Annotated in this window: 24 protein-coding genes and 1 tRNA gene; 5 read left to right on the forward strand and 20 right to left on the reverse strand. The window is 47.1% G+C overall.

The features are described from left to right. Positions 1-729: 729 nt before the first annotated feature. From pnp to HUX64_RS06990, 19 genes are all read right to left on the reverse strand, one after another. A complete protein-coding gene (gene pnp, locus HUX64_RS06900) occupies positions 730-2,808 on the reverse strand; it encodes a polyribonucleotide nucleotidyltransferase (protein WP_174625506.1) in 2,079 nt (692 codons plus the stop codon). Positions 2,809-2,904: 96 nt separating this feature from the next. After that, positions 2,905-3,174, reverse strand: coding sequence for a 30S ribosomal protein S15 (gene rpsO, locus HUX64_RS06905; protein ID WP_174625507.1), 270 nt, complete (start codon positions 3,172-3,174; stop codon positions 2,905-2,907). Between the two features lie 127 nt (positions 3,175-3,301). Continuing rightward, positions 3,302-4,216, reverse strand: coding sequence for a tRNA pseudouridine(55) synthase TruB (gene truB, locus HUX64_RS06910; RefSeq protein ID WP_174625508.1), 915 nt, complete (start codon positions 4,214-4,216; stop codon positions 3,302-3,304). Positions 4,217-4,227: 11 nt separating this feature from the next. Further along, positions 4,228-4,605 carry a 30S ribosome-binding factor RbfA gene (gene rbfA, locus HUX64_RS06915; protein WP_174625509.1) on the reverse strand — a complete coding sequence of 126 codons (378 nt, stop codon included), beginning with the start codon at positions 4,603-4,605 and terminating at the stop codon, positions 4,228-4,230. A 5-nt stretch (positions 4,606-4,610) separates the two neighbouring features. After that, the gene (infB, locus tag HUX64_RS06920; RefSeq protein WP_174625510.1) at positions 4,611-7,310 is read right to left on the reverse strand and encodes a translation initiation factor IF-2; all 2,700 of its coding nucleotides are present in this window, start codon (positions 7,308-7,310) and stop codon (positions 4,611-4,613) included. 13 nt (positions 7,311-7,323) lie between these two features. Then, positions 7,324-8,838, reverse strand: coding sequence for a transcription termination factor NusA (gene nusA / locus HUX64_RS06925; protein WP_174625511.1), 1,515 nt, complete (start codon positions 8,836-8,838; stop codon positions 7,324-7,326). Beyond that, positions 8,828-9,319 (reverse strand): ribosome maturation factor RimP, encoded by a 492-nt coding sequence (gene rimP / locus HUX64_RS06930; protein WP_174625512.1) that lies wholly within the window; start codon positions 9,317-9,319, stop codon positions 8,828-8,830. Before rimP ends, nusA begins: the two co-directional genes overlap by 11 nt. A gap of 121 nt (positions 9,320-9,440) precedes the next feature. Next, positions 9,441-9,517, reverse strand: a tRNA-Met gene (locus tag HUX64_RS06935). 379 nt (positions 9,518-9,896) lie between these two features. Continuing rightward, positions 9,897-10,394, reverse strand: a complete 498-nt coding sequence (locus HUX64_RS06940; RefSeq protein ID WP_174625513.1) for a phosphatidylglycerophosphatase A family protein — start codon at positions 10,392-10,394, stop codon at positions 9,897-9,899. Next, entirely contained in the window at positions 10,378-11,313 is a 936-nt protein-coding gene (gene thiL / locus HUX64_RS06945; protein WP_174625514.1) for a thiamine-phosphate kinase, read from the reverse strand. The genes HUX64_RS06940 and thiL overlap by 17 nt, the downstream gene beginning before the upstream one ends. A 6-nt stretch (positions 11,314-11,319) precedes the next feature. Next, positions 11,320-11,757 (reverse strand): transcription antitermination factor NusB, encoded by a 438-nt coding sequence (gene nusB / locus HUX64_RS06950; RefSeq protein ID WP_174625515.1) that lies wholly within the window; start codon positions 11,755-11,757, stop codon positions 11,320-11,322. Continuing rightward, positions 11,757-12,233, reverse strand: a complete 477-nt coding sequence (gene ribH / locus HUX64_RS06955; protein ID WP_174625516.1) for a 6,7-dimethyl-8-ribityllumazine synthase — start codon at positions 12,231-12,233, stop codon at positions 11,757-11,759. Before ribH ends, nusB begins: the two co-directional genes overlap by 1 nt. Continuing rightward, positions 12,211-13,392 (reverse strand): bifunctional 3,4-dihydroxy-2-butanone-4-phosphate synthase/GTP cyclohydrolase II, encoded by a 1,182-nt coding sequence (ribBA, locus tag HUX64_RS06960; protein WP_174625517.1) that lies wholly within the window; start codon positions 13,390-13,392, stop codon positions 12,211-12,213. Before ribBA ends, ribH begins: the two co-directional genes overlap by 23 nt. Positions 13,393-13,404: 12 nt before the next feature. Continuing rightward, positions 13,405-14,058: a riboflavin synthase gene (locus HUX64_RS06965; protein ID WP_174625518.1), complete on the reverse strand. Its 654-nt coding sequence runs from the start codon at positions 14,056-14,058 to the stop codon at positions 13,405-13,407. Positions 14,059-14,090: 32 nt separating this feature from the next. Beyond that, positions 14,091-15,179, reverse strand: coding sequence for a bifunctional diaminohydroxyphosphoribosylaminopyrimidine deaminase/5-amino-6-(5-phosphoribosylamino)uracil reductase RibD (gene ribD / locus HUX64_RS06970; protein WP_174625519.1), 1,089 nt, complete (start codon positions 15,177-15,179; stop codon positions 14,091-14,093). A gap of 1 nt (position 15,180) precedes the next feature. Further along, positions 15,181-15,633, reverse strand: coding sequence for a transcriptional regulator NrdR (gene nrdR, locus HUX64_RS06975; RefSeq protein ID WP_174625520.1), 453 nt, complete (start codon positions 15,631-15,633; stop codon positions 15,181-15,183). A gap of 196 nt (positions 15,634-15,829) precedes the next feature. Further along, complete coding sequence (locus HUX64_RS06980; RefSeq protein ID WP_174625521.1) at positions 15,830-16,237, reverse strand: ketosteroid isomerase-related protein; 408 nt, start codon at positions 16,235-16,237, stop codon at positions 15,830-15,832. 153 nt (positions 16,238-16,390) lie between these two features. Continuing rightward, positions 16,391-17,173 (reverse strand): lysophospholipid acyltransferase family protein, encoded by a 783-nt coding sequence (locus tag HUX64_RS06985; RefSeq protein ID WP_174625522.1) that lies wholly within the window; start codon positions 17,171-17,173, stop codon positions 16,391-16,393. After that, entirely contained in the window at positions 17,145-17,936 is a 792-nt protein-coding gene (locus HUX64_RS06990) for a GNAT family N-acetyltransferase (RefSeq protein ID WP_174625546.1), read from the reverse strand. The genes HUX64_RS06985 and HUX64_RS06990 overlap by 29 nt, the downstream gene beginning before the upstream one ends. Before the next feature lie 250 nt (positions 17,937-18,186). Here HUX64_RS06990 and radA point away from each other — a divergent pair, with 250 nt between their 5' ends. The 3 genes from radA (at position 18,187) to HUX64_RS07005 (ending at position 21,000) form a co-directional block, all read left to right on the forward strand. Beyond that, positions 18,187-19,563 carry a DNA repair protein RadA gene (gene radA, locus HUX64_RS06995; RefSeq protein ID WP_174625523.1) on the forward strand — a complete coding sequence of 459 codons (1,377 nt, stop codon included), beginning with the start codon at positions 18,187-18,189 and terminating at the stop codon, positions 19,561-19,563. Positions 19,564-19,733: 170 nt separating this feature from the next. Further along, positions 19,734-20,219 (forward strand): low molecular weight protein-tyrosine-phosphatase, encoded by a 486-nt coding sequence (locus HUX64_RS07000; protein WP_174625524.1) that lies wholly within the window; start codon positions 19,734-19,736, stop codon positions 20,217-20,219. A gap of 61 nt (positions 20,220-20,280) precedes the next feature. Then, on the forward strand, positions 20,281-21,000 hold the full coding sequence (locus HUX64_RS07005; RefSeq protein WP_174625525.1) for a dienelactone hydrolase family protein: 720 nt from the start codon (positions 20,281-20,283) through the stop codon (positions 20,998-21,000). 666 nt (positions 21,001-21,666) lie between these two features. Here HUX64_RS07005 and HUX64_RS20405 read toward each other — a convergent pair. Beyond that, positions 21,667-21,789, reverse strand: a complete 123-nt coding sequence (locus tag HUX64_RS20405; protein ID WP_425484249.1) for a FitA-like ribbon-helix-helix domain-containing protein — start codon at positions 21,787-21,789, stop codon at positions 21,667-21,669. Between the two features lie 219 nt (positions 21,790-22,008). On the opposite strand from HUX64_RS20405, the gene gyrA reads away from it, so the two are divergent. Both gyrA and serC read left to right on the forward strand, forming a co-directional pair. Continuing rightward, on the forward strand, positions 22,009-24,636 hold the full coding sequence (gene gyrA, locus HUX64_RS07010; RefSeq protein WP_174625526.1) for a DNA gyrase subunit A: 2,628 nt from the start codon (positions 22,009-22,011) through the stop codon (positions 24,634-24,636). Next, a complete protein-coding gene (gene serC / locus HUX64_RS07015) occupies positions 24,636-25,715 on the forward strand; it encodes a 3-phosphoserine/phosphohydroxythreonine transaminase (RefSeq protein ID WP_174625527.1) in 1,080 nt (359 codons plus the stop codon). The genes gyrA and serC overlap by 1 nt, the downstream gene beginning before the upstream one ends. Positions 25,716-25,724: the final 9 nt, after the last annotated feature.

Consider the following 25,724-nt stretch of genomic DNA (forward strand, 5'->3'; position numbering starts at 1 on the left):
AATGTAGCGGCACAGTATGCGGGAGTTTTTAAGTTCAGTGCGCTGGATATCAACTATAAAAATGCCGAGAAGGAATTACTGGGCAATAATAGTTTCCAGTAAATCGCTTACCTTAGTGGCGGCTAGTGATGAATATCCGCGTTACTATTGAACGAAACCCATGTGCAAATCGCTATTAAGATAGCCGTGCGCAAAAGCCGGGTCTTGAAACGAGCTTTGTGGCGCATACTCTTAGGCATCTTTTCGCCAGCCAGCCTTTTATTGTATGCAAAATAAGATATCCGCACCATTCATGAATAGCTGGGCCACAGCGATTTAACGGCGGCAATGATCTATACCATACCATGCAGAGGGTGACCCTCAAGCAAGCGAAAAGTCACTTGGATTTTCAGGGCTAGGTTTGCAATTATGTCTTATCAATGAGGAGTCAAGCCTATTTGAAGATATTTTACGGATGTCAGCCTATCCCTCTATTTTGGGATCATTCGTTGCATGGGGTGAAAGACTGCTAGGGTTCGGTTGGAGGCGATCAGAAAACAAAATATTTGCCTGTTTGGAATGACCGATTTAGAGTGTCTTGCAAAGCCGGATTTTATCGAAACCTCAAGTTTCTTAACGAATGCTTCTTAGTCCCACTATTGCTCAGTCGGCTGAACGGTTTATTCAATAGTCACAAAAAAGGGCCGTCAGGCCCTTTATTTTCATCCCAAGAAAGGCTCTATAGGCAGGTTAGACTTTTTCTGCTTCCTTCATGCTGAGTCTGACTCGGCCTTGGCGGTCGATTTCAAGTACTTTAACTTTGACCATATCGCCTTCGGATAATTTATCACTTACCTTATCAACGCGTTCATCGGAAATTTGCGAAATATGAACCAGGCCGTCCTTACCTGGCAAAATGGTGACGAAAGCACCGAAATCCATCAGTCTGACGACTTTGCCCTCGTAAACTTTACCTACTTCAACTTCAGCGGTGATTTCTTCAATAAGACGACGCGCTTCTTCACCCGCGGCTTTATCAACTGAAGCCACTTTAACTACGCCATCGTCGGTTAAATCAATACTGGCGCCGGTTATTTCAGTAATACTGCGGATAGTTGCTCCGCCTTTACCGATAACTTCACGGATTTTGCTGGGGTCAATTTTGAAAGTAATGATACGCGGAGCAAAATCAGACATCTGCTCACGCGTGGCCGGCAACGCCTTGTTCATTTCGCCCAGAATATGCAAACGGCCTCGTTTGGCTTGCTCCAGAGCCGATTTCATGATTTCTGCAGTAATGCCATCTATTTTGATGTCCATTTGCAAGGCGGTAATGCCGTCTTCCGAGCCGGCCACTTTAAAATCCATATCGCCCAGATGATCTTCATCACCCATAATGTCCGATAAAACGGCAAAGCTGTCGCCTTCCTTAATCAACCCCATGGCAATACCGGCAACCGGCGATTTAATAGGTACCCCGGCATCCATTAAGGCCAGGCTGCTGCCGCAGACCGAAGCCATGGAGCTTGAACCGTTCGATTCAGTAACTTCAGAGACAACCCGAATAACGTAGGGAAATTCATTCATATCCGGCAGCACCGCAGCTACGCCGCGCTTGGCTAAACGGCCATGACCAATTTCACGGCGTTTTGGCGAACCGACAAAGCCGGTTTCACCGACACTGTAGGGAGGGAAGTTGTAATGCAGCATAAAAGGCTCTTTATACTCACCCGCCAAGGCATCAATTATTTGAGCATCACGCTGAGTTCCCAAGGTGGCAACCACCAAAGCCTGGGTTTCCCCCCGCGTGAACAAGGCAGAGCCGTGGGTCCTGGGCAATACGCCTATTCTGATGCTAATGGGTCTGATTGAGTCTAAAGCACGTCCGTCGATCCGTTTTCCTTCGTAAAGAATGGCATGACGGACAAGCCTGGATTCTACATGTTCGATAACAGGCCGGATCTCGCTTTCAAAGTACTGGCCGTCAGCGGTCAGTTTTTCTATTACGGCATTCCTGATGCTTTTCAACTGTTCCTGTCTAATCTGTTTTGCCGCGATTTGGTAAGTCTCTTTAATGCCTGCTTCCACTTCTGCAGTTATCAGATTTTCGAGTTCATCATTAACTTTGGGCGCTGTCCACTGAATAACTGCGGTTCCGGCGGCTTTAGCGAAGTCATTAATAGCGTTAATGGCAATCTGCATTTGTTCATGGCCGAATAAAACAGCATTGAGCATGACTTCTTCAGGCAAATTATCAGCTTCGGACTCAACCATTAATACGGCATGGGCCGTACCGGCGACAATCAATTCCAAGCGGGATTCCTTTATAGCGGCCGGGGATGGATTTAGGAGATAGGCGCCGTCCTTATAACCCACACAGGCAGCTCCTATCGGGCCGTTAAAAGGCAACCCCGAGATAGCCAACGCCGCAGACGCACCCAGTAAGGCAGGAATTTCGGGGTCAACTTCAGGATTCAGTGAGACAAGTGTCGCAATAATCTGAACCTCGTTAGTATAGCCTGCAGGGAAAAGCGGACGGATAGGCCTGTCTATCAAACGCGATGTTAATGTCTCCTTTTCATTTGGACGACCTTCTCTTTTAAAAAACCCACCCGGTATTTTACCGGCCGCATACGATTTTTCCTGATAATTCACTGTAAGGGGGAAAAAATCTCCGCCATTGGCTTCTTTTTTACCGACGACGGTAACGAGAACGGAGGTACCCTCTACATCAATCATTACCGCCCCGTCCGCCTGACGGGCTATTTCACCGGTCTCCAGGATAATTTTTTGATTGCCGTACTGAAATTCTTTCCTGATAGGGTTCACTATAGGGTTCCTGTGTAGAAGATTATTAAAAATGTGTTCAATTCGAAGTGCTAAAACAAAAACGGCACTCACCAGGTGCCGTTTTTGTTGTGCTTATTATTTGCGCAAACCGAGGCGCTCAATCAGTAAACGATAGCGGTTGCTGTCCTTGTTTTTGAGATAGTCCAGCAATTTACGCCGTTGATTAACCATGCGCAACAGTCCGCGACGTGAATGATTGTCTTTTTTATGGACTGCAAAGTGTGGCGTCAGGTGGGCAATATGGGCAGTCAGCAAAGCAACCTGAACTTCAGGCGAGCCGGTATCGGTTTCTGATTGACGGTACGCTTCTACGACCGCTTTTTTTTGTTCTGCAGTAAATGGCATTTGTAATCCCTATTAGATTAAAAATTAAAAATAGAGCTTGTCCGAGGACGGCTCCTCAATACACTGTCTCCACGATAGGGTGTAGAGTTTCAATCGCTACTTGCGATGCTTCCTCTGAGCGTGTACCTCAGCCTTTTTCATTGCTCAAATTGAACAATTTTTTCGGCGCTAGTTTACCATCCAATAGCATTTCTCCCAAGCCTAAAAAAACTTCTGAATTATACATTCGCACCAGACCTTGAAAGCTTTCTTTTTTATAGATAAGCGATTGCCCATACTTTATACGAATGGCTTGTTCGTCAGACAACTGGACAGCAGGCAGGGCTGCCAGGGGTTTATCAACCTTGATCAGGCGCAGCAACAAGCTTTGCTTATCCATTGCCGTTAGCTGGTCAATGGTAAGGGCATTTTTAATGCTAAACGGCCCTGCCTGCAAGCGGCGCAGTTCTTTCACCATGCCGCAGCAACCGAGATAATGGCCAATATCTTCGGCCAGTGACCTGATATATGTGCCTTTTGAACACCATACATGCAGGGTTAATGTATCAGTCGAAAAATCAACGAGCGACAGTTCAAATATATTGACTTGCCGGGCCTTCCTTTCGACTGTTTTACCTTCCCGCGCCAATTCATAAAGCTTTCTGCCCTTATGCTTCAAGGCTGAATACATCGGAGGAACCTGATTTATTTTGCCGGTAAATTTTTTCAGGCAGGCGTCAATATTGCCAATCGACAGGGCAGGGAGCGCTTTTGTTTCAATTACGACCCCTTCCATATCACCGGTATCCGTCATAATGCCAAGCTGAATAACAACCTGATAGCGCTTGTCGTCTTCCAGCATCATCGCGGAGACTTTTGTCGCTTCGCCAAAACACAGCGGCAGCAAGCCTGTAGCCAGAGGGTCCAGACTACCGGTATGCCCCGCTTTATTGGCATTGAACAAGCGTCTTACTTCCTGCAAGGCTTTATTGGAAGATACTCCCGGCCGTTTATCCAGCAATAATATTCCATCAATATTATGCCCGGACTTGCGTTTACTCATGCAGGCTTGATTCAGGTCTTGCCGGACTTATCCAGATCAGGCTTGGGTAAATCATTCAGGAGTTCTGCAACCCGCATACCCGCATCAAATGAATCATCATAATAAAAACGCAATTCCGAGATATGTCGCAAGCGCATTCTTTTGGCTAATTCATGGCGAATAACAGGCACCAACTCATTCAACCATTTAACATTGTTTTGTTTGCCCTGCTCGTCAACATTTAAGACGGTAAAGTAAACTTTTGCCAGGGCGAGATCTTTACTGACAACCACTTCGTTAATCGTGATTAAGCCCAATCTTGAGTCATCAATATCGCGTTGCAGAATTGAAGAAAGTTCTTTCTGCATTTGCGATGAAACCCGAGCGCTACGGCCAAATTCTCTTGCCATAAGGATTACAGTCCCCGTTTAACTTCTATGCGTTCAAACACTTCAATTTGATCGCCTGGTTTTACATCGTTATAGTTTTTCACTCCGATACCACATTCCATGCCCATTTTAACTTCGCTTACATCATCCTTGAAGCGGCGTAGAGATTCCAGTTGGCCTTCATAAATTACCACGTTTTCACGCAGGACCCGAATAGGCAGATTTCTTTTAACAAAGCCGTCGATTACCATGCAACCGGCAATGGCGCCGAATTTGGGTGAGCGGAATACATCCCGAACTTCAGCAAGCCCGACAATCTGTTCCTTGATTTCAGGCGCCAGCATTCCGCTGATTGATTTTTTAACCTCATCAATCGCATCGTAAATAACGCTGTAATAATGCAGATCAATGCCTTTTTCTTCAATCAGTTTTCGGGCGGTAGCATCCGCTCTAACATTAAAGCCGATTAAAATCGCCCCTGAGGCCAAAGCCAGGTTGGCATCGCCTTCATTGATACCACCCACTCCGCCGAAAACAACCTTGACTTCTACCTCGTCGGTAGATAATTCGACCAGTGAACTGCGTAAGGCTTCCAGACTGCCTTGAACATCCGTTTTAATGACCAGATTCAGGCTTGCAATTTCGCCCGAGGCCATTCTGGAGAACACCTCATCCAGTTTGGATGCTTGTTGAGCCGCTTGCCGGCTTGATTTTTTCCGCTCTTCCCGATGTTTAGCCAAATCTTTGGCAATACGTTCGTTTTGAACCACCAGAAACTCATCGCCTGCATCGGGCGTACCTGACAAACCCAGAATTTCAACCGGCGCACAAGGTCCGGCGGCTTTAATCGCTTTGCCGTTTTCATTAAACATGGCTCTGACACGGCCAAATTCCTGGCCGCACAAAACCATCTGGCCGCTTTCCAGAGTGCCTTTTAGAACCAGCACTGTTGCCACTGCACCGCGGCCTTTATCCAGTCTCGATTCAATGACAATACCCGAGGCGGGGCCTTCTACAGGGGCTGTCAATTCCAAAATTTCAGTCTGAACAATTAAGGCTTCAATTAAATCATCAATGCCTTCACCGGTTTTAGCTGAAATTTTAAGAAACTGCACATCGCCGCCCCATTCTTCGGGCAGTACATTAATATTGGCCAGTTCCTGCATAACTTTTTCAGGGTTTGCATCCGGCTTGTCAATCTTGTTTATAGCGACAATAATCGGCACATTTGCAGCTCTTGCGTGCTCTACCGCTTCCTTGGTCTGGGGCATGACACCGTCATCCGCAGCAACAACGACAATCACTACGTCGGTCACATCGGCTCCTCTGGCCCGCATGGCGGTAAACGCCGCATGACCCGGCGTATCGAGAAATGTGACTGAGCCGTGATCTGTCTTCACCTGGTAGGCGCCGATATGCTGGGTAATACCGCCGGCTTCTCCGGCAGCAACGCGGGTTTTACGAATATAATCCAATAATGAGGTTTTCCCATGATCGACATGGCCCATAATGGTAACGATAGGCGCCCGCGGCAAGGCCACGCGATTATCCTCTGCCTGTACCTCAGACAGCATTTCCTGCTCAAGATCATCATCACTCTGCATTATTACCTTGTGACCCATTTCCTCAACCAGAATAACGGCTGTGTCCTGATCAATGCTTTGATTGATGGTCGCCATAATGCCGAGCTTCATCAAGTGTTTAATGACCAGCGCAGCTTTAACGCTCATTTTCTGGGCAAGATCGGAAACGAGTATCGATTCCGGGATTGCAACTTCCTTCACTATCGGCGCCACGGGCATTTCAAACTGATGCCTGGTATTGGCCTGGATACTTACACGTTGAGTTTGCTTACCTTTCTTTTTGCCTCTTTTAGCTTCCTTGCCTGTACGTGCTGCTTCTTCCTGATTTTTTCTATGCAAGGTCTCCTGTTTAGCTCCAGCCTGTTGCCTGACTTTTTCAGCATTCCGTTTAATGGATTCCTCAAGCCGGCGTTCTTTTTCCTGCTGTTTTTTTCTGGCCTCATCAAGTTCTTTGGTTTTAGCGGACTGTTCCTGTTTGGTTTTCTTTTCTTCCTTGGCTTTTAATAGGTCGAATTCAACTTCAGGCTTGCTATCCTCTGCTTCAGGTTCAATGACGGCTTCATGTTCCACCTCGACAGCAGCAGGTTGTACTGGTTGTGCTTCAGCAGGTTGTACTTCCGGCTCAAGTTTAGCTTCTTCTGCCAGTGCAGCTTGCGGGTGTTGATCCTTATTAGCTTCTTTTGCATGAGTTTCAATTGCCGGGACTTCCACCGAGGGGATTTTCCCGGCTTGAGTTTGCGCTTGCCCCAACTGAGCTATATGCTGACTCTGATCTATCTGACCAGGCTTTGGCCCAATTTCTTTGTGCTCGTCAACATCGGCTACATTACTACGTTTGATATACGTCTTTTTTTTACGCACTTCAACGCTGATGGTTTTAGTGGAGTTTCCCGGTACACTCGCCTGTTTAATTTCAATAACTTTTCTGCGTTCCAAAGTTACCCGTCTTGGCGAGCTTTTGTCTTCCCCATCGCCTTTGCCGTGGCGCTTGCGCAAATGCGCAAGCAGCTGCATTTTTTCATCTTCACTAATGACATCATCAGCAGCGCTCGCCGATAATCCTGCTTCTTTCAGCTGCACTAATAATCGTTCCAAAGGTATTTTTACAACCTCAGCCAATTGACGTACTGTTTTGTTACTCATTACTTGCCCCATACTAAGCCCTATGCTCCTCAGCAAACCAAGGCTCACGCGCCTTCATAATCAATTTTGCCGCTCGCTCTTCATTCATGTCCGGAAAATTTATCAAATCATCAATCGATTGATCTGCCAAGTCATCCATCGTGATAATACCTTGACTAGCCATATCATAAGCAAGGTCTCTGGTCATACCTTCCATTTCCAGCAAGTCTTGCGCCGGCTCGGCTGTTTCTATTTTCTCTTCATCTGCAATAGCGCTGATCAGCAAGGCGTCTTTGGCCCGGCTTTTCAGTTCATTAACAAGATCTTCATCAAAGCCTTCAATTTCCAGCATTTCACTGACTGGCACATAAGCTATTTCTTCAACTGTATTAAAGCCTTCCTCAACCAGAATCAAGGCAATATCTTCATCAACATCCAGTAGTTCTACAAATAACTGCTTGATCTTATCGGCTTCAGCCTCGCTGCTTTCTTCCGCTTTAGATGCATCGATAACATTTAATTCCCATCCGGTTAGCTGTGTTGCCAACCGTACATTTTGTCCGCCGCGACCGATAGCCTGGGACAGATTTTCCGAATTAACCGCCAAATCCATGCTATGTCGGTCTTCATCAACGACAATGGACTGGATTTCAGCAGGCGACATGGCATTAATAACGAATTGAGCATCACTTGGATTCCAAAGAATAATATCAACACGTTCTCCGGCAAGCTCATTCGAAACTGATTGTACTCTGGATCCTCTCATGCCGACGCACGCTCCAACCGGATCAAGCCGCGGATCGTTGCTTTTTACGGCAACCTTGGCTCTGGAGCCGGGATCGCGTGCGGCGCCCATCACGGCGATCATGCCTTCGCCTACTTCAGGCACTTCAAGACGAAACAGGGCAATCAGTAATTCAGGAGCAGTCCGGCTGACAAACAGTTGAGGGCCGCGAGGCTCTGAGCGTACCGTTTTCAAGTATCCTCTTATCCTGTCGCCTATGCGAATGGGTTCGCGGGGAATCATGTCTTCCCGGGCGATATAGGCTTCTACGTGCCCGCCCAAGTCCAGGAATACACTACCTTTCTCGATGCGCTTTACGATACCTGTTATCAATTCGCCTACACGGTTTTTATAGGCATCAACAATCTTCCTGCGCTCGGCTTCCCTGACCTTGTGGATAATAACCTGTTTGGCAGTCTGCGCGGCAATACGGCCGAAATCAACAGATTCAATTTCTTCCTCTACAAAGTCGCCAACCTGGATATCAGGATCATCCATCCGGGCGACTTCCAGCAAAACTTGCGTTTCCGGAAACTCAACATCACCGTCAATCAGATTATTGGCAGCTACCACTTCCCAAAGCCGGTAAGTCATATAATCACCGGTTTTTCTGTCTATAACAACGCGGACTTTAATTTGATTAGTATGACGTTTGATCGTAGCCGCTTCCAAGGCTGATTCTATCGCTTGAAATACAACTTCTTTTTCGATCTCCTTTTCATTAGAGAAAACTTCCGCTACTAATAAAATTTCTTTATTTGCCACTGCGTGCTCCTTTTTGATTAAATAAACGGGTTTCAGGCACCAAACGCGCTTTGCTCATGGCGTTAAACGGCACCTCAAAAACCTGACCCGCTTCCTGAAGCGTAATAATATCGTCTTCAACCTTTTCAATCCGGCCGGTAATTTTTCTCCGGCCCTCTATAGCTTTAAATAAATTAACGAGTACCGTGCTGCCGATAAATTGTTTAAATTGACTGACCTTAAAGAAAGGCCTGTCTTCCCCTGGCGAAGAAATTTCCAAATGATAATTGCCTTGTATAGGATCTTCAACATCCAGGACGCCGCTGATTTGATGGCTTACCTGGGAACAGTCTTCAATGAGGATTCCTTTTTCGCTATCAATGTAAATTCTTAAGCATCCATGTTTGGGATGCGGGTTATATTCAATGCCTATGCATTCATAGCCTAACCCTTCAACTATTGGCTCAATTAAATTAACCAAATGCTCAGGAGCCTGCTTCATTTTTTCCTCATTTACTAGCGCACATAAAAAAAGAGCCCAAGGCTCTTCCCTTACCAACCTGTGTAAGCTTCCTGAAACCGAAGCCCAAAAATAAAAAACCCCAAAAAGGGGTCTCCATATATGGTAGCGGGGGCAGGATTTGAACCTACGACCTTCGGGTTATGAGCCCGACGAGCTACCAAGCTGCTCCACCCCGCGATTGATTTAATAATTATAAAGACTTAACAGTAATTTAGCAACTTATTTATGCTAAAAAGCTTTCCATCCCTGCAGGAATAAAACCGGATTTTAAGCAAGAACTGATGATTTCAATAGCCTGATCTCAGGCCTAGCCAAAGATGAAATTTACTGCTTAAACCTGCTTCACAAGGTCTAAACCAAGACCCGTTAAAATAATGTAGCTAACAGATTTTTGTCTTTAATGAAGATAAACCCAAGCCTTATCTGCTAACAAAGACATTAGCGGCACTCGATAGTTCATTTTGCAAGGGGCTGGCACTCATATCGCTCCGGACTTTGACTTCCGTAGCAGCGGCTTCAGCTGTTTTTAAGTCCGCTCAGGATATATAATTAGCCTTCAATCAATAAATACCAACAGAATCCCTGCAAATATTCCCGCTAAAACATCATCGAGCATGATGCCGAGGCCGCCTCTCACCTGCTGGTCGACCCATTTGATGGGCCACGGCTTTAATATATCAAATACTCGAAATAGCAGGAAGCCCAATACCAAAGTTTTCCAGGCAAAGGGCACCCACCACATGGTTATTAAAAAACCGGCGATTTCATCCCAGACTATGCCGCCAAAATCATGCTCGCCCAATTTTTCTGCAGCCCATCCACATATCCATACACCGAAAATAGTAACTGCAATCGTTACCAGGCTGTAAACAATGCTGTTTGTCTGGACAATTAACCAATACACCGGGACTGCCGCTATGGTGCCAAACGTCCCGGGGGCTTTTTTGGCCAGTCCGGAACCAAAACCGAAAGCCAGAAACAGGACAGGATCAGACAGAATCTGCTTGGGCGACAGCTTATTCCTTCCATGATGCCGATTATGCAAAATGCTCAAAACCTTTTACCTGCAAGGGCTGAATAATACCCGACTTATTCAGGCGTAAACCCGGCTCGGACTCAATGACGCCAATTTGTTTGCAGCCGATAGTCAGCTTCGCTGCTTTCTCTGGATTTACGGTAAAACACAGTTCATAGTCATCGCCGGCAACCAGGGGCATAGTCCAGTCACCCGTTTCATTTATGTAGGTTAGTATCGCATCAGATAGCGGCAATTCATCCCAATCGAGACATGCCCCTACCTGGCTTTGTTCGAGGATATGTCCCAAATCACTGGCCAAGCCATCGGAGACATCAATGCAGGCGCTGGCAATACCTCTTAAAGCGAGGCCTGCGTTAACCTGAGGGTCAGGCTGATTAAACCGTTTTAATGCAGCTTCTGGATTCACACAGCAGTAACCCTGGTTAACCTTTAGTCCGAGTCCTGCATCGCCCAGGCGGCCGGTCAGGTAAATACAATCGCCGGCTCTTGCAGTGGAGCGCAGTAAAGCCTGACCCTTTGGCACCAGACCCATAGCCTGAACGGTTAAAGTTAATGGGCCCAAAGTGGTATCTCCGCCAATCAAATCCACTGAATATCGCTCAGCTAAAGTCAAAAATCCTTTAGTAAAAGCCGTCAGCCAATTTTCATCAACTGCCGCTAAAGTTAATGCCAGCATTACAGAAACCGGTTTTGCGCCCATGCCAGCCAGGTCGCTTAAATTAACGGCTAACAGCTTATGGCCAAGCTGTGCAGGATCGGCTCCGGCAAAAAAATGCACATTTTCAACCATCGTATCGGTTGTTACAGCCAATTCATAACCAGCCGGAATCGACACTAGCGCGCAGTCATCACCAATACCCAAATGTGTTGAAGGATTTTTTACCTTTTGTCTGGTAAAGAAACGCTGAATCAGGGCAAATTCGGAAATCGGCACAATTATTTATTTGCCTGCGGTTCTGGCTTTAATTTCTACGGCTCTTTCTTTTTGGGCGATCTTATCCAGAATGCCATTAATATATTTATGACTGCCATCGGCGCCAAAACATTTGGCCAGATTAATGCTTTCATTCAGGATCACCCGATAGGGCATATTCAGCCGATGCAGCAGTTCATAAGCGCCTATTCTTAAAATGGCTCTTTCGACCGGATCAATCATATCGACGGGACGGTCGACAAATTCGGCTAAAGACTGATCAAGAGTCTCGAGATTTTTGGGTATTTCGTGAAACAGTTCGGTAAAGTAGCTTTTCTGGGCATCTTTCAGCCGCTCTTCCTCTTGAAACTGTAACTCAATCTCGCCAAGATTCTGGCCGGTCATCTGCCATTGGTACAAGGCCTGCACAGCAGCTTTACGGGCATTGGTACGCGCTTGACTCATCAGCCTTCCAGATTTTTTAGCAGGCTTACCATTTCTATGGCTGACAGCGCAGCTTCAGCGCCCTTGTTGCCGGCTTTGGTGCCGGCACGTTCTATCGCCTGTTCAATCGTATCAACGGTTAGCACGCCAAAGCTGACCGGCACGCCGTATTGCAGAGAAGCATGAGTCAGACCTTTCACGCATTCACCGGCGACATACTCGAAATGGGGGGTGCCGCCCCGTATCACAGCACCTAAGGCAATGATGGCATCATAGGTTTTTTTAGCGGCTATACGCTGCACCACCAGAGGCAATTCAAAAGCGCCTGGGGTTTTTACAAGATGAATATCGGCGCTATCCGCCCCGTGGCGCACCAGAGCATCAATAGCGCCTGACACCAGTTGCTCAACGATAAAGCTATTAAAACGGGACGCTACCAGACAAAACTTACCTCCCTGGGCTAATAAATTTCCTTCAAATGTTGTTATTGTCGACATGATGCTTCTCTACTTTACGAATATTATTTTCTGAAACGACAGCGTCACACCTGTCATAACTAACATGCCCGGATACCTCCAGATCAAACCCGGACAAGCCGACATATTTCTTTTTGGTGCCCAGAACTTTTAATTTATGCACGCCCAAATCCGCCAGTATTCTGGCTCCGGTACCGGTCATGCGCCAATCGGTCGCCTCCGGATTCTGCACCGAACTTAAAATTCCATGGTCTTCCAGTTGATAATGATGGATCAGTTCCACCAAAGACTTATTGTCTTCACTCTGCCTGATAACCACCAAAACACCGCAACCTTCTTCAGCAATTTTTTGCATGGCTTCGCGTATTGAAACCGTGCTGTCGCTGCGCTTTGAGGCAAACACATCATCAAGCAAATTGCGCGCATGGACTCTGACTAGCACCGGCTTATCTCCGGAAATCTGCCCCATCACCATTGCCAGATGCACATTATTGTCATTTCTGTCCTGATAGGCATAGAGCCGAAAATCGCCAAATTCAGTGGGGAAGTTACACTCGCTGATTCGTTCCAGGGTATTTTCATGCTGAATACGGTAATGAATTAAATCAGCAATGGTTCCGATTTTAAGATGATGTTGTTCGGCGAAAGCCTCCAGATCCGGCCTTCTTGCCATCGAACCATCTTCATTGAGTATTTCAACAATGACGGCGGCAGGCTCGACTCCGGACAGTCGGGCTAAGTCGCATCCGGCTTCGGTATGGCCGGCACGGTTTAACACGCCTCCGGGCATGGCCATCAAGGGGAATATATGGCCAGGCTGCACCAGATCATCGGCTTTGGCGTCCGCCGCTACGGCGCATTGCACGGTACGAGCGCGGTCAGCGGCTGAAATCCCGGTTGTTACGCCGGCTGCCGCCTCGATGGAGACAGTAAAATTAGTCGAATGAGCCGTCTTGTTTTCATTGACCATTAACGGCAGGCGCAGCTGCTGACAGCGTTCACTGGTCAAGGTTAAGCAAATCAGGCCGCGGCCGTAACGAGCCATAAAATTGATATCTTCAGGACGCGTAAAAGATGCGGCCATTACCAGATCGCCTTCATTCTCACGATCTTCATCATCCATAATGACGACCATTTTGCCTGCACGTAACTCTGCTATGATTTCTTCAATTGTATTCACAAATGCCCTTCATTAGAAAAAACCGCTTTTTTGCAATAATTCTTCGGTAATGCCGCCATGATTTTTAGCGGCTGCATCGCTCAGCATTAACCGCTCCATATAACGAGCCAGCAAATCGACTTCCAGATTAACCGAGGTTCCGACCGTAGCATCACCGAGCGTTGTTTCCTTAAGCGTGTGCGGTACAATATTAACGCTGAATAATGACCCCTCGACCTCATTGACAGTCAGGCTGATGCCATTGATACAGATAGAGCCTTTTTCAGCGATATATTTGGCCAGAGTATCCGGCGCCTTAAATTTAAAGCGGAATGAGCGTCCATCGGCTTTTTTTTCGATGACCTGGCCAATGCCGTCAACATGCCCGCTGACGATATGTCCCCCCATGCGCGTGGATGGCGTCAAAGCCAGCTCGAGATTAACTCGAGTACTGGTAGTCACGTTCTTAAATATTGTTCTGGATAAGGTTTCATTGGATACATCGGCGCAAAAATAATCCGTACCCAACTCCACAGCCGTTAAACACACGCCATTGACTGCAATGCTATCACCTACTGCAGCATCACTGAGCGCTAATTTGCCGGTATTTACGGTTAACCGGCAATCGCCGGCTTTTTGTTCGATTGCCGATATTTTTCCTACGGCTTGAATAATGCCTGTAAACATCAGTACCTTCTGTTAAAAAGCAGCTTGCCCGCTTAAGGTGTAAGTGTTAATTTTAAATCCTGACCAATTTGCCTGACATCGCACAGCTTTAAATTTTTCCTGTCCGCCATCTGCTGCAAGCCCGGCATTTTAAATAAGCCGCGGCCCTGATCGCCGAGAATGCAGGGGGCTATGTAAACCACATATTCATCGACCAGCCCTTCAGTCAAGAGCGCGCCGTTCAGTATGGGGCCCGACTCAACCAGTACTTCATTGATTTGTTGCCACGCTAAAAAAATCATGACTTCGTGCAGATCAAGCCGGCCATTTTTATCCGGCAATCGGTAAACTTCAAAACCGCTTTTTTCAAAAATCTGTTGCTTCATTTTATCATGAGAGCATGTCAAGATCAGATTGCGTCCCGGCAAAGAGGCCATACGCGCAGTAAAAGGCATTTTCAACTGAGAATCCAATACGACTCTGACCGGTTGTACTACGTTCATATTTATACGCGCAGTCAGCGCCGGATCATCAGCTAAAACGGTATTGATGCCGGTTAAAATCGCCGAACTTTCAGCCCTTAGCCCATGCACGTCAGCTCTGGCCTCAGCTGAAGTAATCCATTTACTCTCGCCCGATGCCATTGCCGTCCGACCATCCAGGCTCATCGCCAGTTTACTGCGCACAAAAGGGCGGTTTTTAGTCATTCTTTTAATAAAACCGCGGTTCAATGCCAGCGCATCTTGCTCTAATACCCCGCATACCACATCAATTCCGGCCGCTTTAAGCTTTTTCAGACCTTTGCCTGACACCTGGGGGTTTGGATCCTGCATGGCCGCCACCACCCTGGTTATGCCGGCTTTTATAAGGGCTTCGCAACAGGGCGGCGTCCGGCCGTAGTGACTGCAGGGCTCCAAGGTCACATAAGCAGTTGCGCCTTTAGCATCCGCTACCTGGTTTAATGCCTCGATTTCCGCGTGTCCAAGCCCGGCTTTAACATGCCAGCCTTCGCCGATAATGACATCATCCCTGACTAAAACACAACCTACACGCGGGTTTGGCTTGGTTGTGTAAAGCCCATTTTTAGCAAGATTAAGTGCCCTCGCCATATAAACAGCATCCTGCCGAGCTAAAAGTGACATATTATTTTTTTTGTAGATGTTCAATTATGTCAGTAAATTCACTGACATCCTGAAAACTTCGATATACCGATGCAAACCGCACAAAAGCCACATGGTCCAGTGAATTCAGCTCTTTCATGACTTTTTCGCCCACTTCCTGCGCAGGTATTTCGCGCTCGCCTTTCGCCAATAATTGTTTTTTGATGCGATGGATGGCGGCTTCAATGTCATCACTGGCAACCGGCCGTTTTTCCAGGGCCTTGATCATTCCTGAACGTAGCTTGTTGTCATCAAAAGGCTCTCGAATTCCGTCGCGCTTAATAATTCGTGGCAGCGTTAATTCCGCCGCTTCATAAGTGGTAAATCTTTCTTTACAAATGTTGCATTCGCGTCGGCGACGAACCTGATCTCCTTCATTGGCCAATCGGGAATCAAGAACGCGAGTATCTTGTGCTGCACAAAACGGACATCGCATAATTAAGTCACTGCTGCAGGTATACGGGAAGCTCGAGCTTTAAATTCAAAGCTGTAAATTTTATAACACTTTTTTATATTTTATCGGTATTTATTTCCATCTTCTCAAGACAATGGAGCTTAAATACGGTTGAAAACTGAAGCCGCCCTCAATTCAGGGCAGGCTGTTAGGCAGGAAGTATACGGCGGCAATTCAGTTATGGATTGACCTGGGCAATCCAGTCCTGGAGATTATAGTAATTGGTAATACGGGCGACTTTGTTATCGCGAATTTCAAAAAAGGCGCCGGCCGGCAGACGATATTTTTGTCCTTGTGCTACGGGCAATCCTTCATCGGTTTGAATATACTCCCCCAACACAACGAATTCGGCGGCAGCCCGGGCCCCGTCGGCTGTAGCCATAATGACTATATCGACCAGTTGTTCTTTATAATTATAGTTCATGCAGGCCATGAACTGAGTGAACGCTTCCTTGCCTATTTCCCGTTTGCCTTGATTGATATCGTGAATGACATCATCGGTGAGCAGGTTCAGGAAAGTCTTCATATCTCCGCTGTTGAAAGCGGCATAGTAGTGTTCCACAAGGTTGATGCTGTCTTGGTTCATATTAATTCCGGGGGTCAAACAGGATAAGGTCAGGCCGCCTATTTTATAGTTAAATAGCAATTTTGCCCTGATTATTTTAGCCGTGTTTGCCCGGTACGGGATAAATGATGTCGATTTTTGATATTAAAATGAACTCTGCCGGCGGCAACGCTATTACGGCGCTATTTTCAAGATTGGAGGGGTGGTTACAGAATAAAGCGCCAGGCAAATGCTGTCTCTGGAATGCTTTGCTAATTCATGACGTTTTTTACCAGCCGTCTTGATGACAGGTAAAATTTTCATACTTATATGAAGCTCCTCCATTGCCAGCATGCGCAATAGGTGGGGTACAAAAGCATCTTCGCCAATGAAAGGAGCCAGTGCTTTGGTATCGCCCAGATATTCGAGAGCGATAGGCTGGATAGCTGCTTTAGTGAGCAAGGCCGGTTGAAAAAGGGAGGAATGAAAAGGCAGTATATGTGAGCCGTCGCTGGTAGTGCCTTCAGGGAAGGCAATAATTTTGCGGTGTTGCTTTAACAACCAGACCATTTTCTCGGCAGTTGTCCGAACCTGCCGTTTGTCGCCGCGGCGAATGAAAACAGTTCCGCCCTGCACAGCCAGGTAACCAATGAGCGGCCAATTCAGAATGTCGTTTTTGGCAACGAAACAGGCCGGCAGAAGTTGGCCGATTGCGATTATATCCAGCCACGAAATATGATTGCTCACCAGAATCGCGTCGCCGTCAACCACTTTGCCGTCTATTTGAATGTGCAGGTTTAAAATACGGCTAAAACATTTTAACCAGTGCATTTTTAACTGATTGCAGTTATCGGTGGCTTTATTGATGCTGCAAGCGGCGTTGATAATCGGAAAAATGATGCCTGCAATAATCAATCCTGCCAGAAACAGTACAATAATCAAGCTGGCCTTATAAATTAAGCGCAGTCTGGTTTTCATGGGTGGATAAGGGATTTTTCAGGTAATGTTTTGTGTATCTGTCAGATAGTTGATCAAGAGGCAGCAGAATAAATAAATCCATTACATTAAAATCCTTATCCCAAAAAGGTGCGCCGCAAACCTGAACGCCGAAGCGTAAATAGGCTTTAAGCAAGGGAGGGATTCCGGACTCATCTCTTTGGCAAGTCAATGAATCCGGAACGGCAATTTTCGGGCTGACATTCAGGCTGGAAGGCGCGATATTTTTTGCGCCAATAGTCCGGTAGACGGCATCCACGGCGAAGCCGCCAGGACCGGGGGAAATACTGGCGCAACCGATCAAATAATCATAGCGGCCTTGCTGAGCGTATTTGACCAGTCCCGACCATAAAGTCGTCAAAACCGCACTGCCGCGAAAATCGGAGTCAACACAAGTGCGGCCTATTTCCAGAAAACGGCCGGGCATTGCAAAAACACGATCGAGATTAAATTCAGTTTGGGAATAAAAGCGGCCCAATTGCCAGGCCTGAAACTGATTTAACAAGCGGGTATAACCGGCGATTTTCCTGGTGACGTCATCAAAGACAATTAAGTGATCGCAATAGTCGTCGATTTCATCATAATCGAGGCCTTCAGCTCCGGTTTTAAGTTTCGCGCCCATTTCTTCGGCAAATATGCGATAGCGAAGTTTCTGGGCCTGCCTGACCCATTGTTCATCGCGGGTAACAAAGCATTCAAGGCGGCCCGACTGTTTTATTTTTATCTGCGCATCCAATATTTTCATCATTAATATAGAAAGAAAAAAAGATGGCAATACGATAAAAAACAAAGATGTTATTTTGATGTCTATGCGGTTACATTTTTATGACAATGAAATTAAGGATGAAGATGAGCCGGCTTCACTTAAATGAAGCTGATCGCACGCCATGATTTCCGGATGAATTTTCAGGCCTCGCAATTACCGGGATAATACGCTTGCGCTTTAGTATAATTGCATCACTTATTAATTATTTTTACCTGCTTTTTTACAATCAATGAGCAAGAAAATCAAAACCGCGTTTGTCTGCGATCAGTGCGGTGCGGATTATCCGCGCTGGGGCGGACAATGCACAAGCTGCGGTGAATGGAATACAATCAAGGAAGTCAGACTGGGATCAACAGCTGCAGACCGCAATAATCGTTCTGCAGGTTATGCTGGAAGCCGGTCGGAAGTTAAGTTATTATCGGATATAAATCTTTTACAGACCGAGAGAATTTCCAGCGGCATTTCAGAATTCGACCGCGTATTGGGCGGCGGCATCGTCAGCGGCAGTGTGGTATTGATTGGCGGAGCGCCGGGGGCAGGAAAGAGCACCATTTTACTTCAGGCCATTGCCAATATTGCCGAACGCGGCGTCAGTGTTCTGTATGTTTCCGGTGAAGAATCCTTGCAACAGGTTGCTGAAAGAGCGCACAGGCTCAGGCTTCCTGCAAACAAGATCATGATGCTTACCGAAACTTCGGTGCAGCGGATTTGTGATGTACTGGATGAAGTCAAACCGCAAATTCTGGTTATCGACTCGATTCAGGTTATGCATACCCAGGAAGCGGATTCAGCGCCAGGATCTGTATCTCAAGTCCGGGAGTCGGCCAGTTATCTGACACAGTATGCAAAAAAACATAATGTTTCCATTTTTATGGTTGGCCATGTGACCAAGGATCATTCCCTGGCCGGCCCTATGACCTTAAGCCATATTGTAGATACGCAGGTGATTCTGTCTGCTACGGATGATGCCCGGCACAGGGTGTTAAGAGCAGATAAAAACAGGTTTGGCAGCGTTGGTGAACTGGGCTTTTTTGCCATGGACAGTTCAGGGCTCAAAGAGGTTAAGAATCCCTCGGCAATGTTTTTGAACAGGCCGGAAAAACCGTCCTCGGGCAGCGTGGTCACTGTTCTTTGGGAAGGCACCCGGCCGCTGTTAGTGGAAATCCAAGCCTTGGTGACAGAATGCCAGTATGGAAACCCGCGGCGGCTGGCCGTAGGTTTTGACCAGAATCGGCTGGCCATGCTGCTTGCCGTGCTGTCGCGGCACGGCGGTATCTTTACGGCAAACGATGAAATTTACGCCAATGTGGTCGGCGGCATTAAAGTCACGGAAACAAGCTCCGACTTGGCCATAGTAGTCGGAATTGTTTCCAGTTTAAAAGATAAGGTTATTGCGCATGATACCTTCTTCTTTGGAGAGATTGGCCTTAGCGGCGAAATCAGGCCGGTGGCGAATGGCCACGCCCGTCTGAATGACGCGGCCAAACACGGCTTTAAAAAGGCTGTAATCCCCAAGGCGAATGCGCCCAAAAAATCAATTGAAGGCCTGGAAATTTATGCCGTTTCGACTGTTTCCGAAGCCCTGGACATTTTTTCACAAATGTAGAATATAGCTGTGAGGAACAACTTTTTTAGCTTTATTTCTATGCGGATCAGCAGCGTTTGTCGGGTGGTGATGGTGTGGCGACTAAAAATGATCAATGTTATCTGCCCCTTTGATTGCCCGGCTTTAGAATAGGCGCTACTTTGTTACAATTTTATTAAATGCACACAGATATGGAAAAAATAAAAGTTCTTTTTGTCTGCATGGGCAACATATGCAGATCCCCGACTGCCGAAGGCGTATTCGCCAAGCTTCTCAGGGAGCATGCTCTGGAAGAGCATTTTATTCTCGATTCAGCCGGCACACATGCTTATCATCTTGGCGAAGCGCCCGATTTGCGCGCGCAGAAGGCAGCTCTTGAAAGAGGCATTGAATTAGGGCATTTGCGCGCTAGAAAAGTCGCCCTGGAGGATTTTGAGGAGTTTGATTTCCTGTTGGCTATGGATTGCGAAAATTATTCTGCGCTAATGGATATCTGTCCCGACAAACATAAAGAGAAAATCGGATATTTTCTTGATTATGCTTCGCATCTCGGTGAACGTGAAGTTCCTGATCCCTATTTTGGCGGTAAACATGGTTTTGAAAGAGTGCTGGATATGATCGAGCATGCATCCGCCGGGTTTTTAAAAACATTGCGCGAAACAGGGCATATTCCTTGAAATGACAGGTAATTTATGCGAATTCGGTCTTTATGACTTTATTATTAAATAGGCAAAGATGATGGCAATCGTATCAAACACCGTTTCTTATCTGGATGGCGAGGTCTTACTTGAAGCCTTTGTTGCTTTTGATGATTCATTCTCAAGCCGCAGGCCGGCTGTTTTAATTAATCATGCCTGGGGGGGACGGGATGATTTTGTAGCCGGAAAAGCCAAAAAAATCGCAGAGTCAGGCTATATCGGCTTTGCGCTGGATATGTACGGAAAAGGTGTTTCAGGTTCAGGCCCAGAACAGAATGCAAAACTGATGCAACCTTTTATGGCCGACCGGTCTATGCTGCAAAAACGGATCAAGGCAGCTTTTGACGCAGTAAAATTAATGCCCTGGGTCGATGATACCAAGATAGCCGCGATTGGTTTTTGTTTTGGCGGATTATGCGTGCTTGACTTGGCCAGAACCGGCGCTGACCTGAAAGGCGCGGTCAGTTTTCATGGCTTGCTGGACGCGCCGAATAATATAAAGGATACTGCAATCAAGGCAAAAATATTGGTCTTGCATGGCCATGATGATCCTCTGGCCCCCCACGAGCAGGTTACTGCCTTTGCAGAGGAAATGACCAGAGCAGGCGCGGACTGGCAATTGCATCTTTATGGTAATACCCAACATGCCTTTACCAATCCTGCCGCCAACGATCCTGACTTCGGCACTGTCTATCAGCCAACTGCCGACCGGCGTTCCTGGATTGCAATGGAAAACTTCCTGACGGAAATTTTTGCTTAGTTTTAGTACTGCTGCGGTTCTCAACTAATTATATGGGAATGCCGTTTAGTCACACAGAGCGGTAAGTTTGTGCTTTGGTGTATTGAAAACCCGTCAGCCTTATCATGCCACACTGCCGTTTTCGGATTGACTTCCAAGACAGTATCCAGGTACTACAGTTTTTGTTCTCTTTACCGAATTTGCACGATCTCAACCTCAATACCTATTAACTCAGTCCATACGGTATCTGCGGTTAAAATGGCAACTGCCTTTTTTCGTCAAGCCCAGACGTGTCCTGTCGCCCGGCGATAAGCCGGGGCGGCGGGTGTAGGGAAGCAGGCGATTCGCATGCAGTAAGTGCAGCTGAGTGAAAAAGACAATCTTTATCGAGGTTTGCTGTATCTGTTGAATTGGCAAGCTTACGTCAATGCCATCACGATTAAATCGTCCTGCTTCCTCACTTAAATTAACGGTGGAGATGCAGGTGCTTTCAATATATTTTCCACGACGTCATGATCCGCTTCCCGAAACAGATAAGCCAGCAACGCCGAAGCATCGAATACCTTCATTCGTTCTTCGCTTCTGATCTGTATTCCTGGATAAGCTGCTCAACCACAGAGGCGGGTTTTTTTCCTTGATAAAGTTGATCCACGAGCTGTTGCAGACTGAAGACAGGTTTTATTCCATTCAGGCATAAGCAGTTAGAATATTTCGAACCTCAGCTTCTACGTTAAGCCTACCCTGGGCCGACAGCACTCGTAATGCCGACTGTATAAGATCAGGTAGATTTCTTATGGTTAATGTTGCCATTGTGGTAGTGGATAAGATATAAAAATTAACTGTATTGCTGTCCTTTATGGACGCTGATTCTTTAACATGAGTAGCAACTATTTGTTATAATTTATAAATTAATCAGACTTGCAATATGCATCTGGCCTCAGGGAATCAGAAGCCGGGCGTTTGCTTTTAATCCAGTAACTAAAAACCATGCCAGTGTCTGTTGCGGCATTTATGTTTATATAGGGATCAATGTCAAACTTCGCTAAAGAAATTATTTCTGTCAATCTCGAAGACGAGATGAAACAGTCTTATCTCGACTACGCCATGAGCGTTATTGTCGGCCGAGCGCTTCCCGATGTCAGAGACGGCCTGAAGCCGGTTCATCGCCGCGTACTCTATGCAATGAGCGAGGTGGGCAACGACTGGAACAAGCCATATAAGAAATCCGCTCGCATTGTCGGGGATGTCATGGGTAAATATCACCCGCATGGCGATATGGCGATTTATGACACCATGGTGCGCATGGCGCAGCCGTTTTCCCTGCGTTATATGCTGATTGACGGGCAGGGCAACTTCGGTTCAGTGGATGGCGATCCCCCTGCGGCTCAGCGTTATACGGAAGTGCGCATGGCGAAAATTGCCCATGAGCTGCTGGCTGATATTGATAAAGAGACGGTCAATTTCATTCCCAACTATGATGAATCGGAGTCCGAACCCCAGGTCTTGCCGACCCGGATTCCGGCCTTGTTGATTAACGGCTCATCCGGCATTGCCGTAGGAATGGCCACCAATATTCCGCCGCATAATCTATCGGAAGTTATCAGTGCCTGTCTCGCCATGATTGACCAGCCGGACGTTACTGTTCAGGATTTAATGAAGCATATTCCGGGGCCTGATTTTCCTACCGCAGCTTTTATTAACGGCGCCTCAGGCATTTATAGTGCTTATATAACCGGGCGCGGGAAAATTTATCTGCGCGCACGCTGTCATTTTGAAGACATTGGCGACAGCAGCCGGCAAGCAATTATTACCACGGAATTACCTTATCAGGTCAACAAGGCCCGCTTGCTGGAAAAGGTCGCCGAGCTGATTAAAGAAGGCAAGCTGGAAGGCATTTCCGGATTGCGCGATGAATCCGATAAAGACGGCATGCGTATGGTGATAGAACTTCGGCGGGGCGAAGTGGCGGAGGTTGTCTTGAATAATCTCTACAAGCAGACGCAATTCCAGACGGTATTCGGCATTAACATGGTTGCCTTGCTGGATGGGCGGCCGCATTGTATGAACCTGAAGGAAATAATCCGCGCCTTCGTTGACCACAGGCGCGAAATTGTTACCCGCAGATCGCTGTTTAATCTCCGCAAAGCCCGCGAAAGAGCACATATTCTGGAAGGACTTGCGGTGGCTTTGGCCAATATCGATGCGATGATCGCGCTGATTAAAACCTCCGGCAATCCGGCAATTGCCAAAGAAGGGTTATTGTCCAGAACATGGGATGCAGGACTCGTTTCCGCCTTGCTGGAACGGGCCGATGCAGACCGGTCAAGACCGGAAGATTTAGCTGCGGAATTCGGTCTTCATGGAGGCATTTATCGCCTTTCCGAAACCCAGGCTCAGGCTATTCTTGACTTGCGCCTGCATCGCTTAACCGGCCTGGAGCAGGACAAGATAGTCAATGAATATAAACAGCTGCTGGAACAAATCGATGAATATCTGGCAATTTTGGGCAGCGATATCCGCTTAATGGAGATTATCAGGGAAGAGCTGGTAGAAATCAGGGAGCAATATTCCGATCCGCGGCGCACGGAAATTATTCAAAGCCATCTGGACTTGTCAGACTCGGATTTAATTACCGAAGAAGATATGGTGGTGACCATGTCTCACGAAGGCTATGTCAAGTCTCAGCCCTTGAGCGATTATAAAGCGCAGCGGCGCGGCGGGCGCGGTAAATCAGCCACGGCAACTAAAGAACTGGATTTTGTCGATAAGCTGATTGTCGCCAATACTCACGATACCATTTTATGCTTCTCATCCTCAGGGAAAGTGTATGGGCTTAAGGTTTATCAGCTGCCTGTTGCAAGTCGGGCATCACGAGGCAAGCCCTTCGTTAATTTACTGCCGCTGGACCAGGGTGAAAAGATTAATGCGATGCTGCCGATTCGCGAGTTCAGCGACAATAAATTTATCTTTATGGCGACTTCCGCCGGCACTGTTAAGAAGACGCCGTTAAACGAGTTTGAGCGCCAGCGCATTTCCGGCAAGATCGCTATCGATTTAAGGGAAAATGACACGCTGGTAGGGGTTGCGGTTACGGACGGCCAGCAGAATGTATTATTATTCGGCAGTACAGGCAAGGCGGTCTGTTTTAATGAAGCCGATGTTCGCTCCATGGGCCGGACGGCTTCCGGGGTGCGGGGCATTCGCCTGCAGGCAGGGCAAAAAGTCATTTCCCTGATCATTGCAACCCAAGGCACCGTATTGAACATTACCGAAAATGGTTTTGGCAAACGTACCCGGCTGGAAGAATTTACCTGCCACAAGCGCGGCGGTCAGGGCTTGATAGCCATACAAACCTCCAAGCGCAACGGCGATGTGGTAGGCGCGGTACTGGTCAATGATAACGATGAAATCATGCTGATTACCGATGCCGGCACACTGGTCAGAACCCGGGTTGACGGTATTTCGATTGTCGGCAGAAATACCCAGGGCGTAAGAATTATTCGTCTGGATAAAAAAGAAAAAGTGATCGGCGTTGACCGGATAGAAGGCTTGATTGGCGAAGAGGAAGACAATGGCAATGAAGATGCTGTGGTATTTGAACAGGACGCCGTGGAAGAAAATGGCAATGATGACATTGAATCGGGAGAAGAATCATAATGTCGAGAATTTATAATTTTAGTGCGGGCCCTTCAGTATTGCCCGAGCCGGTACTACTGCAGGCCCGGGATGAATTACTGGAATGGCGGAACAGCGGCATGAGCGTTCTGGAAATGAGCCATAGAGGCAGGCATTTTTCTATCATTGCAGAAGAACTGGAAAGCGATCTTAGAGGATTGCTTGGAATTCCCAAAAATTATAAAGTTTTATTCCTGCAGGGCGGAGCGACTGCGCAATTCTCTTTCATACCGCAAAATATTCTGCACGATAAGACCAGAGCTTGTTATGTAAATACCGGCGCATGGTCAGAAAAAGCCATAAAAGAGGCGCACAATTATTGCGAGGTTGTAATAAGCGCCAGTTCGGAAAACACCAAATTCACTCGCATTCCAGAGGTTTCAAGCTGGGTGCTGGATAGCGAGGCGGCATATCTTCATTACACAGCCAATGAAACCATACATGGCGTGGAGTTTCCTGAAGTACCAAGCAGTAATGGCTTGACGCTGGTTTCGGATATGTCATCCAATATCTTATCGCGCTCCTGCGATGTCAGCGCGCACGGCTTAATTTATGCGGGCACGCAAAAGAACATGGGGCCGGCGGGTGTTACTGTCGTTATTGTCAGGGAAGATCTGGTGGGCAAAGCCAATAACACTATACCCCCGGTGTTTGATTACGCTGAACAGGCCAAGAATAATTCGCTGCTGAATACACCGCCGACCTATAACTGGTATCTGGTCGGGTTGGTGCTTAAATGGCTGATAGAGCAGGGCGGCATTGAGGCAATCGAACGGCATAATATTACCAAAAGCAAGCTGCTCTATCAAGCCATTGATCAATCCACCTTGTATCATAATCCGGTAGACATAAGTTGCCGCTCACGCATGAATATTCCATTTATTTTAGCCGATGAAACCCTGGACAAGCCATTTCTGGCAGCTGCTGAAGCCAATGGTCTGTGTGAATTAAAAGGCCATCGATCAGTTGGAGGCATGCGGGCGAGCATTTATAATGCAATGCCTGAGGCCGGGGTGTTAGCCCTGATAGATTTTATGGCTGAATTTGAAAGAACGCATTAACTGGGCATC

Source organism: Candidatus Methylobacter favarea (assembly GCF_902806695.1).
Taxonomy (GTDB): domain Bacteria; phylum Pseudomonadota; class Gammaproteobacteria; order Methylococcales; family Methylomonadaceae; genus Methylobacter_B; species Methylobacter_B favarea.